General features: G+C 62.8%; 13 protein-coding genes and 1 pseudogene. 8 read left to right on the forward strand and 6 right to left on the reverse strand.

Annotated features, from left to right (window positions below):
- The first annotated feature begins 16 nt into the window (after nucleotides 1-16).
- From G3N62_RS10385 to G3N62_RS10405, 6 genes and pseudogenes are all read left to right on the forward strand, one after another.
- Nucleotides 17-472, forward strand: a complete 456-nt coding sequence (locus G3N62_RS10385) for a hypothetical protein (RefSeq protein ID WP_124608926.1) — start codon at nucleotides 17-19, stop codon at nucleotides 470-472.
- Nucleotides 469-1,245 (forward strand): DUF1828 domain-containing protein, encoded by a 777-nt coding sequence (locus tag G3N62_RS10390; RefSeq protein ID WP_124669713.1) that lies wholly within the window; start codon nucleotides 469-471, stop codon nucleotides 1,243-1,245. Before G3N62_RS10385 ends, G3N62_RS10390 begins: the two co-directional genes overlap by 4 nt.
- Nucleotides 1,246-1,447: 202 nt before the next feature.
- Nucleotides 1,448-2,362 carry a hypothetical protein gene (locus tag G3N62_RS10395; RefSeq protein WP_124608924.1) on the forward strand — a complete coding sequence of 305 codons (915 nt, stop codon included), beginning with the start codon at nucleotides 1,448-1,450 and terminating at the stop codon, nucleotides 2,360-2,362.
- A gap of 583 nt (nucleotides 2,363-2,945) precedes the next feature.
- A pseudogene (locus G3N62_RS36405) lies at nucleotides 2,946-3,107 on the forward strand (DUF159 family protein); the annotation flags it as partial.
- A 352-nt stretch (nucleotides 3,108-3,459) separates the two neighbouring features.
- Entirely contained in the window at nucleotides 3,460-4,428 is a 969-nt protein-coding gene (locus G3N62_RS10400; protein WP_124669712.1) for a hypothetical protein, read from the forward strand.
- Nucleotides 4,429-4,953: 525 nt separating this feature from the next.
- Nucleotides 4,954-5,247, forward strand: a complete 294-nt coding sequence (locus G3N62_RS10405) for a hypothetical protein (protein ID WP_034188982.1) — start codon at nucleotides 4,954-4,956, stop codon at nucleotides 5,245-5,247.
- A gap of 64 nt (nucleotides 5,248-5,311) precedes the next feature.
- On the opposite strand, the gene G3N62_RS10410 is transcribed toward G3N62_RS10405, so the two are convergent.
- The 4 genes from G3N62_RS10410 to G3N62_RS10425 all read right to left on the reverse strand — a co-directional run bounded on the left by G3N62_RS10410 (nucleotide 5,312) and on the right by G3N62_RS10425 (nucleotide 9,055).
- Complete coding sequence (locus G3N62_RS10410) at nucleotides 5,312-5,542, reverse strand: hypothetical protein (RefSeq protein WP_034188777.1); 231 nt, start codon at nucleotides 5,540-5,542, stop codon at nucleotides 5,312-5,314.
- Between the two features lie 111 nt (nucleotides 5,543-5,653).
- Complete coding sequence (locus tag G3N62_RS10415; RefSeq protein ID WP_124669711.1) at nucleotides 5,654-6,763, reverse strand: class II histone deacetylase; 1,110 nt, start codon at nucleotides 6,761-6,763, stop codon at nucleotides 5,654-5,656.
- A 14-nt stretch (nucleotides 6,764-6,777) separates the two neighbouring features.
- Nucleotides 6,778-7,986 carry an MFS transporter gene (locus G3N62_RS10420; RefSeq protein WP_124669710.1) on the reverse strand — a complete coding sequence of 403 codons (1,209 nt, stop codon included), beginning with the start codon at nucleotides 7,984-7,986 and terminating at the stop codon, nucleotides 6,778-6,780.
- A 22-nt stretch (nucleotides 7,987-8,008) separates the two neighbouring features.
- Entirely contained in the window at nucleotides 8,009-9,055 is a 1,047-nt protein-coding gene (locus G3N62_RS10425) for a porin (RefSeq protein WP_034188774.1), read from the reverse strand.
- A gap of 302 nt (nucleotides 9,056-9,357) precedes the next feature.
- Here G3N62_RS10425 and G3N62_RS10430 point away from each other — a divergent pair, with 302 nt between their 5' ends.
- Entirely contained in the window at nucleotides 9,358-10,503 is a 1,146-nt protein-coding gene (locus G3N62_RS10430) for a helix-turn-helix transcriptional regulator (protein WP_124669709.1), read from the forward strand.
- Between the two features lie 106 nt (nucleotides 10,504-10,609).
- Complete coding sequence (locus tag G3N62_RS10435) at nucleotides 10,610-11,608, forward strand: 2-dehydropantoate 2-reductase (RefSeq protein ID WP_124669708.1); 999 nt, start codon at nucleotides 10,610-10,612, stop codon at nucleotides 11,606-11,608.
- 170 nt (nucleotides 11,609-11,778) lie between these two features.
- Here G3N62_RS10435 and G3N62_RS10440 read toward each other — a convergent pair whose 3' ends face one another.
- Together G3N62_RS10440 and G3N62_RS10445 are read right to left on the reverse strand one after the other, a co-directional pair.
- Nucleotides 11,779-12,228, reverse strand: a complete 450-nt coding sequence (locus G3N62_RS10440) for a MarR family transcriptional regulator (protein WP_034188770.1) — start codon at nucleotides 12,226-12,228, stop codon at nucleotides 11,779-11,781.
- Between the two features lie 62 nt (nucleotides 12,229-12,290).
- The coding region (locus tag G3N62_RS10445; RefSeq protein ID WP_206141230.1) for a glycerate kinase at nucleotides 12,291-12,672 on the reverse strand (382 nt) is incomplete at its 5' end.

Consider the following 12,672-nt stretch of genomic DNA (forward strand, 5'->3'; position numbering starts at 1 on the left):
CACACAGCGATCGACAATGGTTGACGACCTTCCGAGCGACGAGGCACGGGCGATTATCGCGCTTATAAAATTTGGTGAGCCAGGTGAGTGGGACTGGTCTCCTGAGCTTTGGGGAACCGCGAACTGTGCTTTCGGCGTGACGGATCATGATGGGAAGCGAATTCAAGGCGTTACTGCCGACCTACTTGTGAAGTATGGGCAGCGGCCGCCTTCCTCGCACTTTCTGTTCACCATCTACAAGCAGGAATTCAAGGCCAGGCGCCGCGTCTATCAGCTTGACCTTCTTCAGAACGGACGGAAGAAGGTGGATCCACATCGAGTGTCCCACGAACACATCGGACGAGATCGGATCGCTGGTGAAGCGGCTTGGCAGAAATACGGTTACGAGGATGCCTTGAAGTTGTTCTGCACAAGGACTAACCTGACTCTCTCCGGTGAGTTGCCGGACCCATATGTTCTTCAACTGCTATGACCACGAACCTTTGCCAAGACATCTGCGGGAAGCTCGGCTTCGGCTGCGAGACGCTGGCGGCCGAGGACGGCGGCATCATGGCGCTCGATACACCGTTCGGCTTCTCGGACGGAACGCCCTTCACTATCTATGCTGAACACCTTAATGGCATGGTGAGATTCTTCGATTCGCAAGAAACACTTTTTCACGCGATGGGAAGAGGCATCCGTTCGTTTCAATCGCGGAAGTACCAGTCGATAAGATCTTTGGTTGCGAAGTACGACGTGCTCGTCAGCGAGTCTGGTGAGATTGAATCGTACGTGCAGGACTCGAAGATGCCTGCAGGTTTCGCGCGCTACGTGAGTGCGTTGTTGGACGTATCAGATTGGGTCGACGAAAACGCCGGTACCGATTTAGCGGATAAACAATCCAGGCTTGTGCAAGAGGCTCAGTTGTATTTGACGGCGATTCATCCGGACACGCCGGCTTTGAAAAGTACTGTTCGAGCACGTGGGATGTCAGGGAAGGAGTATGGATTTGACTTGATGCAAGGCGAAACTCAGATCGATGCCATTTCAGCTCATCCGGCAGCCGCCGCGTCGGAGCTTTACAAATTGGTCGATCTTCGTGGCAAGACGCTAACGGCTGACATGTCGATCATCGTTGTGATCGACGACCGTGGATCGATCGATCAAGCTGATAAAGAGGCTTCGGTGCTTGGCCAGTATGCAGAAACATGGCCAATGCGGCGCCTTATTCACGCTGCATCAACAGCGACATCAATTCGTCACTAACTGTGATTCCTGCCCCGCTCCGAGCGGGGCTTTTCACATCTGCAACCTGCGCGACGATGACGCAGTTGCATGGGCTGGGGAATTACCTGCCAGGCAACCGCAATGACAAGGACCCGTCATGACGACTAGAAAGTTCGCAGTGTGGTTGACGTTTCTGCTTACGTCGGCGGTGGGCACAAGCGCTTATGCGGATCAGTCTGGGATGCTGATTCAGAAGGGACCAAACAATCGATACAACTATGTTCCCAGCATGATCATGCTGGCGGACGGGACGCAGAAAATGTGGTGGTGTGCGGGCGGGGCATCGAGCGACGTTATTCTTTACCGCTCAATCAATGCCAACACGCAGCAGATTATTACGGATACGACGCAGGTTCTTGCGGAAGGTGTGAGTGGGTCATGGGATTCTGTATTTGTGTGCGACCCATCGGTGATCATGGGGGATTTTACCTATCCTGATGGTAGTGGGGCGCATTACTCGTATTTGATGTACTACACCGGGACTGATAATTCTACCAATGGGGGAATTGATAACGGTGTCGGGGTTGCATATTCCAATGACGGGGTCACTTGGCGGAAGTGGCCGTTCCCGATATTGCGTACTTCGTCGACGGAGTATGGAATTGGCGAGCAGTCTGCAATAAGCGCGGATGGGAAGTCTGCAGTGTGGTTGTTCGTCCTGCAGAAGCTCGACTCGTCGCCTCAGCACTACCACTTGTACTACTCGACAGACGGGGTGCACCTGCAATACAAGTTCCAGGTCTCAGAGTCTGGTGTGATAGGGAATTTCATCACCGAAGCCGATTTCGCGTTTGACTACAATGGCGGAAATGTCTATATGGTCACAAATCGTATAAACGATGAGGCGACAATGGACGTTTATCAGATGCCGTGGACCAGTTTGAGCAATGGCACCTGGCAACACTTCGCGTCACTTGGTGCGAATGGAACCTATAAGCCTACCCCGGCAAGCTACAAGTACAATGGAGGGGCAGGTTTTCTGCGGAATGAATTTGGCAACAACTCAACCTGGCTGCCGATGATCGAGGTATTTTTCGGCGCCGGATTGGTTATTGACCAAACGGACATGTGGTGGTGGCAAACGACCGGTAACTGAGCGACGATCACCGCATGCCCGCGCGCCGCATCTCCTCGCGCAGCAGATGCATCAGCCGGCGCAACTGCCCCTGTACGCCGGCGATGTCGTCGTGTCTATCGTTGTGACGCTGCATCTATGGGGCGGCCACGCAGGCTTATCGACCGCCCCCGTACCTCTAGTTGCTGCCGCTCATGACAGTATTCGGAGCTCCTGTATGCGGCGCCCCGGTGTTGGGTGTGCTAGTCACCGACTCGCATGAACAGGGTTCGGATGTCACCTTGCATTGTTGACCTTTTTCGTCGGTCCAGATCGTTTGCTTGATCGAGTGAGGGTTTTTGGCGCACGCGCACTGCACATACTTGGACCCAGTTGGATTACAGGACGCGTGGGCTTGCATCGCAAAGATCGATGTCGACAGAAGCAGGCCAACCAGAAGGATTTTTTTCATTCTTGATCTCCGTGCGTGAATGAGGAATTGTTATTCGCACCTCGTAGTGTCCCTACGGGGCGTGCACCAAAGGTGCTACGGAGATTTATAGACGAAGATTGTTGGCTCTATCGGACAAATTCGTGCGATACAACGACATTGAGTCCATGACACCCGATCATGATGCACATGCACCGGTCAGGTGAGGAAAAGCGGTCGGTCGTGATCCTGCGGCCGGACGACTGGGAGGAGTGGCTGACGACGTCGAACGTCGAAGCGGCGCGGGCAATGCTCCGGCTCTATCCAGCGGAGGCCATGGTTACGGAGCCACAGTAGCTTTTGATTGCTCCAAAAACGTACTTAGCAGGATTTTCACGAATGCCGGACAAGATACGTCAAGATGAGATTATTCTCTTCACTGATCATTGGCAGGCCGTGTCCTAGTTGCGCGAATTCCGCGCGATTATCAACAGATCGTGCTATTCGTGTAAGTGACCTTGACCAGATGGTCGGAGCGGAGTAGAAATGCATTGCAGCGGTCGTGTCTTACCAAAGGTCGATACTTTATATTGCTTCTAGAATTTCTTGTGGCTTGCGTTTGATCGATTTGTCTTGATTTGATCGGTGTTAAGAAGTTAAATTTTGAGTGACCGCTTGGGGCGGGTGATCTTCATGCGAGGGAGGGGCAATGAAAAAACTGGCGATTTTTTTGTCTTTGGTTTTTATTCATGTCTCTGGAATCTGCCAGACATATACAAAAGATAATGGCGTAATCCATGTCGAGCTTGATGGATATGGTTACCCAATGATAACAAATTTCAAAATATTGGGTGCTACTGCAGTGCCGCACGATAACGCTGGTGCTGATTTTCAGATGACCGCCAGAAGTACGCAGGGTAACGCCTATAATCCAACGCAAGGCGGAGACTGTCGTGGGAATCCATCGCTCCTGAACGGAACTTTGGAGAATTGGAATGGGGCCTCAATTGGGGTGCCCGCTCAAAACGGAATTTTGCTGGGCGTGCAGCCTCGGAATTATAATGATCCCAGTAGCGGAGACCAAGGATGTGCCGGAAATGGTGCCCTGCTGCCGTATCAGTTTAATTTTGGCGTTACCATTGGAGATGGCGTATCTCTTCCAAAGGAGGCGATGGCGGTTGATATGTCAATTCAAAAATTGGCCGGTGGGCAGGATATTATTCAATACGCGTCTGAATTGCCGGCAATTTTTGCGACTGCCTCATTTATGCGTTACGCATATTATGCAGATACAAATTCTGGAATATCACCATACTCGGTTTCTGTAAATGGCATCTACACTAACGACGTTACCCAGTGGCCTGCCCTTGTAAATTATTCTGGAATCGGGAAGGCGGTGATTCTCTGCTCTATACCAAACGCTACGAATAATCCTGGGCAGGGTGTGTGTATGGCCATTTATTCAAATTTCGATACGGCATTTTATTTGAGTCATCGATTTGGATCGACGAATGAGTTGTCATATTTCACCATGGTTGGTAAGGCTGATCCTTCTGCGACGATAGCTGATAATTCTTGGCATTCTTTAAGAAGATTTATTATTGTTGGTAATATTTCAACCCTTCAGGGGCTTATCGGCGAAATTTCCCCATTTGCGACGAGTAATTCAAATTGGTGACGGATGTGACGCTGTTTTATGGGCGTTCAGATGGCGGACACGTTGCTTGCTGAGTCGAAGTTAGAGGTCTTTCTGGACAGCCTTGTACCTTGAATACTGATTTGCTTCCTTGCCTGCTCGTGCCAAACGCGAGCGGGCTTTTTTATGATCCGTACGCCTCCCATCAAGATGGGTAATGCGTACTACGCCGAAGAGAAAGCCATCTACCAGGAAGGAAATCGGTCGTTGAGGTTGGCAGAACGCCTGAGGCTCGAAGAAATGGAAGAGCGGGGCAAATCCAAACGAGCCAAATGATCATGCCGGCTGTGTCGCCGGCCTCAGCACCAGAAGTCGGATACGCACCCGTCAAGGGGCGGTTCCCCAAAAAAGCGCTGCCGGTCGACTGACCGCAGCGCTTTTTTCGTTTGATGGCCGTTTTTCTTGCCGGGACGCAGGTCCATATGGACGCACACGGAAATTCGGCCGCGTGTAATGTGTCATATCGCGATCGAATACAAGAAGCACAAATACACCGAGGGGCCGCCGATGAAGAACACCCTACACATCCCGATTTCCGTTCTGGCGCTGATGCTGTCCGCGCCGGCCATGGCCAATACGCCGGCCGACAACGTCGCATGGAGCGCGAGGCCCGTGCAGACGGTTGCATCGCCGTCGGCATGCTCCGCGTATTCCGGGCGGGTGATGTTGAACGGCGAGCCGTTGTCGACCGAGGGTGTGCTGAAAGTGCTCGGCACGTCGCTGGCTGGCGCCGCACTGGGTGCCGTCGTCGGCGGATATCAGGGCGCGGCGCCCAATCCGTGCCCGCGTCCCGGCCTGTGACCGGCGTGCGAGCGAATCGCGGGGTTCGCCGCTTCATCTGCAACAAGCCCGGTACCAGGCGCGCCTACTCCCAGAAACTTCGGATCGCGACCGCCACGATCACCGGCACCGAGAACACCAGCGGAATGGCGAAATACTGCGCTTCGCGATCGACGACCCAACTGTAGATCACCCACGCCGCGCCGATCGCGAACGTGATGAGGCCGACCGTGACGGCGGCGATGTTCAGGACCAGCTTCGACGGCTGGCGGCGCGTTCTGGTGTTGTCGTTGTCATCGCGCGGGGACGATTTCATCGGAAGAGTGCGGCCTCGAGCCGGAACAGGGGTAAAGGCACAGGAAACCCCATCCGCACGGATCGCGCAAGGGCCGGCGCGGGCCGGCCCCGTCACGTCCGTTCCCGCGCGTTACAACCCGAACGACGCAGCCAGTTCGTCCAGCAGCGCGCGCTGGAACGCGACGAACCGTTCACCCGGCTGCTGGGCGATCGCGAGATCGAGCATCGGATCGGCGACGTCGGTGCGAATGCCGGCCAGTTCCTCGACGATCGCGAGTCCGCAGAATGGCACGTATGCCTCCGAATAGCCGCCTTCATGGACGATCACGAGCCGCCCGCCGCAATGGCGTTGCGCGGCCTCCTTCACCGCACGCGTCATGAACCGGTAGCTGTCGGTATGCAGTTGCATGCGCGCGAGCGGATCGACGGCGCTCGCGTCGAGGCCGCTTGCGATGACGATCAGCTCGGGCCGGAAGCGCTCCAGCGCAGGCAGCACGATTCGCTCGAACGCGTAGCGATACGCGTCGTCGCCGCTGCCGGCGAGCAGCGGCACGTTCAGGTTCGCGTCGATACCCGCGCCTTCGCCGCGATCGTCCGCGCCGCTGTAGCCGGGCGGAAAGCAGCGGTCCTGGTGCAGCGAGATCGTCAGCGTGTCCGGGTCGTCGTAGTAGATCGACTGCGTGCCGTTGCCGTGATGCACGTCCCAGTCGATCACCGCGACGCGCTCGATGCCGTGTTTCGCGCGAGCGGCCTCGATGGCGATCGGAATGTTCGCCAGCATGCAGAAGCCCATCGGACGGTCGCGCAGGCAGTGGTGGCCGGGCGGCCGCGACAGCGAGAACGCGTTGGCCGCGCGCTCGCCGACGACCGCATCGACGGCCGCGATCGCGAGGCCGGCGGACAGCGCGGCGATCTCGTAGCTGCCCTTGCCGAACGGCGCGAGATCGCCGAGGTCGCCGCCATTCGTGTCGCTGAGTGCGCGGAACGCGTCGAGATAGTGCGCCGGATGAATGCGCAGCAGGTCGGTGCTCGTTGCCGGCTCGGCGCCGCGCAGGTCGAGTTGCGCGGCCAGGCCCGATGCCTGGACGAGCGACAGGAAGCGGCGCTTCGAGTCGGGCGATTCCGCGTAGCCCGCGCTCGACGGCGGCTGGACCCAGCCGCCGACCGGGAAGAACAGCGCGTGCGTGCCGCCGGTATGCCAGAAGGTGCGTTCGTCGGTGAAGAAGGCAGTGCGATTCATGGATGCGTGACCTGTCACGGTTGGGGGGAAGCGGAGGCGCGCGCGCGGCGATCGATATGGCGCAGCGCGGCGAACGACACGATCGCGACGGCTGTCGCGGCGATGAACAACGTGCGCATCGTGCTGCCCGTGTCGAGCATCAGCCCGGCAAGCAGCGGGCCGGCGGCAAGGCCGGCGCCGATCACGAAATTGAGCGTGGCGACGAGCCGGCCCGACGTGTCGATCTGCGCGACCGTCGCGAGGATGAACGGCAGCACGAACGTCCACGCGAACTTGAACGCGAAGATCGCCGCGCTGTAGCCGCCGGTGTCATGCATCGCGGCGAGCGCGACGAGCGACGCCGCGAGCAGCGCGTAACCGGCCGCGAGCATCGCGCGTCGCGCGAGTCGGCCGCCCGCGCACGACGCGAGCGCCGCGCCGGCGATCCCCATCACGCTCGCGATCGCGAGCACGTTGCCGGTCGACTGCGGATCGAGCCCGGCGTCGGCCGCCGCGCGGCTCGCGAACGTCCACACGCTGCCGATCGCGAGATAGAACGTCAGCACCGCGCCGATGGCGAGCACGACGCAGCTTCGCGGCGTCTGCATCGCATCGCCGCGTGCGGTGCGCGCGGCTGCCGTCCGCGTACCGAGCGACGACGGAAAGCCGCGCGACAGCGGCGCCGCGAGCAGGGCGAGCCCGGTGAGCGCCACGTACAGCGCGCGCAGCCCGAACGCGGCGAACACGTGCGGCAGCACGAACAGGCCGATCGCCCCCGCGATCAGCTGGCCGACGACCCACAGGCCGTACACGCGGTCGCTGTTCTCGCTCGTCGCCGCGCTCGTCATGCAGAGCACCATCAGCGAACCGCCGCCGAGCGCGGTGACGGCCCGCAGCGCGAGCAGCGCGGCGAAGCCGGGCATCCACAGTGCGGTCAGCAGGTTGCCCGCGCCGAACAGCGCGATCGCGAAGGCGGCGACGCGGCGCGCGTCGACCCGGCCGAGCCACAGGTACGACGGCACGGTCGCGAGGCTGAACGCACCGAGTTCGACGAAGAAGTAGGTGCCGATCTGCGACGCCGACAAGCCGAGTTGCGTCGCGAGCTGACCGGCCACGGCCGGTGCAACGAGCAGCAGGAGCGGCGTGATGGCCGCGAACACGACGAGCGCGGCGAGCGTCGAGCGGGCGAAGGCCGGCGCACGGCCGTCGGGCGAGCATGCGGCATCCGGGGACAGGGTTTTCATGGCGGGATCTCGTTGGGGGAAGTCAGAACAGGTGGTACATGCCGACCATCGCGCCGAACTGCGACGCGCCGGCGAGCGGCGTCGGGTCGTACTCGTAGACGGTTTGCGAGCTCTGGCCGCTGTTGCGCGCGTAGCCGAGGTTCACGTACGCGACGGTGCGTTTCGACAGCGCGTACGTGGTGCTCGCGATGAACAGCGTCGGGTGGCCGATGGCGGGCGTGTGCGAATCGGTGTGGTAGACGCCCGCGTTCAGGCCGATCCCGCTCGACGTCTGGTAGCGCGCACCGCCCCAGACGATCGTGCGCGCCGCATCGAGGTCGCCGGTCAGGCGTTCGACGCCCGCATAGACGGTGAGCGGCAGCGTGGCGAACGCATAACGCGCGGCGAGCGTACCGAGTTCGCGGCGCCGCGCGGACGCGTCGTCGGCCGCCGACACGTCGCCGTGCGCCTGATGCAGCACCGCGCTGACCGACAGCCCGTTGCTCGTGTACTGGCCGCCGAGTTCGAGCACGCGTCCGGCGCGGGTATTGCCGGCGACGCCGGACGTCGCGGCGAGCGCCTCGACGTCGACACCCGCGAACGTCGGCGACTGGTACTTCACCGAATGGTCGATGAAGTTCGCCTGCATCGGCACGAGCACGCCCTGGCCGCTGTAAGACGCGTACCAGAGCGGGTCGTAGAACAGCGTCTTGTCGAACAGCACGCTGAACTGCCGGCCGAGCGTGACGGTGCCGACGGGCCCCGCGATGCCGACGTACGCGCCGCGGAAGAACGCGTAGCCCGGTGCGGTCGCGGTGCCGTCGTTGACGTTGAGGCCCTGTTCGAGCTTGAACAGCGCGCGCCAGCCGCCGCCGAGATCCTCGTGGCCCTTGATCCCGACCTGCGAAGGCAGGATGCCGTAGTTCTGCAACTGCACGGCCGAGTGGCGTCCGTCGGCATGCGTCAGGTATTGCACGCCGGCGTCGAGCGCGCCGTACAGGGTGAGGGCCGACTGCGCCTGCGCGGCGGCACTGCACGCGGCAAGCGTCGCGGTGGCCGCGGCCGTGCGGATGAAGCGGGATTTCGTCACGTGGGGTTCTCCATGCCGTGCTGCATCGGTGTGTCGTTGGTGTGGTCGCGACGCAGTGTCCGCAGCGGGAAAACCGTCGAACAGTCGTCCAGATGAACGGTGCGGAAAACCCGCGGTGCACGGCGTCGGCGCGGAGCGAAGCCGCGCAGCGGCGTGCTGCGGAGCAGCAACGTGCCGTGCACCGTTCAAATGGATGGGGCTGGCGCCCGTTCCGGCGCCGTGGCCCGCCAAAAAAGCCGCTGGCTATAATCGGCCGGTGCCGTTGCGCACATCAGCAGCCCGATCGGGCAGGGGAGCGGAAGGTGAGGATCACGACGGATATCGGGCAGGATCTCGACGCGCTGCGCGACGTGCCGGCCGCCATCGTGCTCGACGAATTCGCGTGGCCGCCGCTGCCGTCCCGGCGCGCCGATTTCGACGGCGTCACGCACGGCGACGCGGCACAGCGCGAACTCGGCCTGATGCTGCTCGACCTGTACGCCGTGGCCGCGCAATCCGGCATCGGCGAATTCGAATGCCGGTTTTTTTCGCTGCTGCAGGCGCTCATTCCGTTCGACGCCGCGTGGACCGGCGTCGCGACCCACGCGCCGACCGGCCCCGTGATGCACAACAGCTTCCTGTACCGTTTGCCGCACGCGTTCTTCATCGACTGGAAGCGCGTGCGCGATTGCGATCCGCTCGCGCACCGCACGCTGCACGGCGCGCCTGGTCGCGCGGTGCGGCTCACGGTCGTCGAGCCCGGGCTCGATGCACGGTTTCGCGACTGGTGCGTGAAGTACGGGCTCGCGCAGCTGATGTGCGTATCCACGCTCGATCGCCGTTTCGGCCTGACGACGTTCATGTCGATTTACCGGCAGGGGCTCAATCGTCCGTTCGGCGACGACGATGCGCGTCGCTTCGAGGAGGTGATTCCGCATCTCGCGGCCGCGCTGACGATCAATCGCGCCGCGCAGCTCACGCGCGAGCGCGCCGAGACGGCGGCGCCGGCGGCGCGCGCGCTGTGCGACAGCTTCGGGGTGCTCCACCATGCCGATCACGGTTTCGATGACGTACTGCGCACCGAGTGGCCGGCCTGGGCCGGCGCGCGGGTGCCGGAGCCGCTCGTCGCGCACCTGCGGCGCCAGTCGGGCCAGCCTTTCGTCGGCGACGCGCTGCGCATCCAGTGCGTGCCCGTCGCGGGGCTGTTCCAGATCGAAGCGCGGCCGCGCTCGCTGCTCGACCGGCTGAGCCCGCGCGAGCTCGCGGCGATCCGCTATTACGGCGCCGGGCGGTCGCACAAGGAGGTCGCGCAACAGATGGCCATTTCGCCGACCACCGTGCGCCACTACCTGCGCTGCGCGTACCGCAAGCTCGGCATGCACGACAAGAGCCAGATCGCGGGCGTGCTGGGCGCCACGGGCGGCGTGGCCGACGACGCGCCCCTCGACGCCGGCGGCGTGCCGCGCTGACGCGAACGAGCGCGAGCGGGGGCGTGTGGCCCATTCCCGTGTAAATGGTTGTGCCCACAACTATTGAGCGTTATGCTCGTCAGCTCCCAGGAGACGGAATTCCATCATGAACGACACGAATTCAGGGTCGGTGCGCGCGGCGGTGGTCGGTGTCGGTGCGATCGGCGGATTGCTCGCGGCCGCGCTGTCGCGGGCCGGCATGACCGTGAGCGCATACGCGCGCGGCGCGACGCTCGACGCGCTGAACACGCACGGCGTGCGCGTGATCGACGAAGGCGGCGATACCGCGTCGGTGCCGGTGCGGGCGAGCGACGATGCGCATGCGCTCGGCGTGCAGGACTACGTGGTGATCGCGCTGAAGGCGCAGGCGCTGCCGGCGCTGGCTGCGCGCATTGCGCCGCTGGTCGGGCCCGACACCGTGATCGTCGCGGCGATGAACGGGTTGCCGTGGTGGTTCACGCACGGGCTCGCGGGCTCGCTCGACGGCGTGCCGCTCGATGCGGTCGACCCGGCCGGCGCGGTGTCCGCCGCGTTGCCGCCCGCGCAGGCGATCGGCTGCGTCGTGCATCTGTCGTCGAGTACCGACGCGCCGGGCGTCGTGCGCCGCGGGCGCGGCAACCGGCTGATCGTCGGCGCGCCGGATCAGCGGCTCGCCGCGGCCACGGCGCGGTTTGCCGCGGCGCTTGCCGCGGGCGGTTTCGACGTCGAGTCGACGCCCGCGATCCGGGCCGAGATCTGGACGAAGCTGTGGGGCAACATGAACATGAATCCGCTGAGTGCGCTGACCGGGTCGACGGCCGAGCAGTTGCTCGACGATCCGTTCACGCAGGCACTCGCGCTGCGGATGATGGAGGAGGCGGCCGCGATCGGCGCGAAGCTCGGCCTGTCCACGGGGATGAGCGGGCCCGAGCGGATCGCGGTCACGCGCAAGCTCGGCGCGTTCAAGACGTCGATGCTGCAGGATGTCGAGGCAGGACGGTCGCTCGAGATCGGGCCGATCCTCGGCGTATTCCCGGAGCTCGGCCGCAAGCTTGGCGTGCCGACCCCGTACTGCGACGCGGTGCTCGGACTGTTGCGCCAGCGCGCGGCGAACAGCGGGCTCTAGCGCGTGCCGGGCGCCGCCAGGTGCCGCCGCACGGCAGCGGCGAAGCGCGGGACGTTCGCCGCGCCCGCCGCATGACGCAAAGCGGGCCACCCGCGTTGCCGGTCAAGCAACGTGGGCGGCCCGTCGAATTCGTCGGATCAATAGGGCTGGCGCGGCGCTCCTGATTCGGCTCAGTCGTCCCGCTCGGTGGCGTGCGCGACGACCTTGTCGAGCAGCCGTTCGAACGTCTGGCGTTCGCCGTCGGACAGGCAGGCCAGCAGGCCGTCGTTCCACTTGCGCACGATCGGCATGATCTTGCGGTGCAGCGCGCGGCCGTCGGCGGTCAGCGCGATCAGCACGATCCGGCCATCCTCCTCGCTCGCGCTGCGCTCGAGCAGGCCCTGGCGCAACAGCGCCTCGGCCGCGCGGCTTGCCTGGCTCTTGTCGAGATTGGTGTGACGCGCGAGATCCATGATCGAGAACGGACCGAACGCACCGACGGCGGCGATCACGCGCGCCTCGGGCAGCGAGATGTCGAGCTTGTGCCGGTACACCTCGCCGATCCCGCGGTCGGAGCGCTTCGTGAGCGCATGGAGGCGATAGGTCAGAAACTGATCGAGCCCGGCTTGACGGCCTTTCATGTCGAATCCTGAAGAAAAAGGGCGGGCCCGATTGTTCCTGTATCGCACGCTCGGGTCAACGGTCAGTGTGCACCGTATTTCAGGCGCGTCAATTGTTCCGCTTCGTTCGCGAGCAGATTGGCCGCGTCGCGGATCGCGACGTCGAGCGTGATCGGCCCGGGAGCCGGCGAGAAGCAGCCGGAAAAATGCTCGGACAGGCGCGGCAACGCGGCCGGATCGACCGCGCCCGACAGCAGCGACGCGGGCACGCCGGCGGCCCGCGCGTGACGGCACGCGATGAACGGCGCCTTGCCGTGCAGCGTCTGCACGTCGGAGCGGCCTTCGCCGGTGATCAGCCAATCGGCGCCGGCGAGCGCGGCGTCGAGCCCGACCTGGCGCGCGACGACTTCGGCGCCCGCTTCGAACCGCGCGCCGAGCATGTGCAGCGCGAAACCGAGGCCGCCG

The organism is Burkholderia sp. Tr-20355 (assembly GCF_017104685.1).
Classification (GTDB): domain Bacteria; phylum Pseudomonadota; class Gammaproteobacteria; order Burkholderiales; family Burkholderiaceae; genus Burkholderia; species Burkholderia seminalis.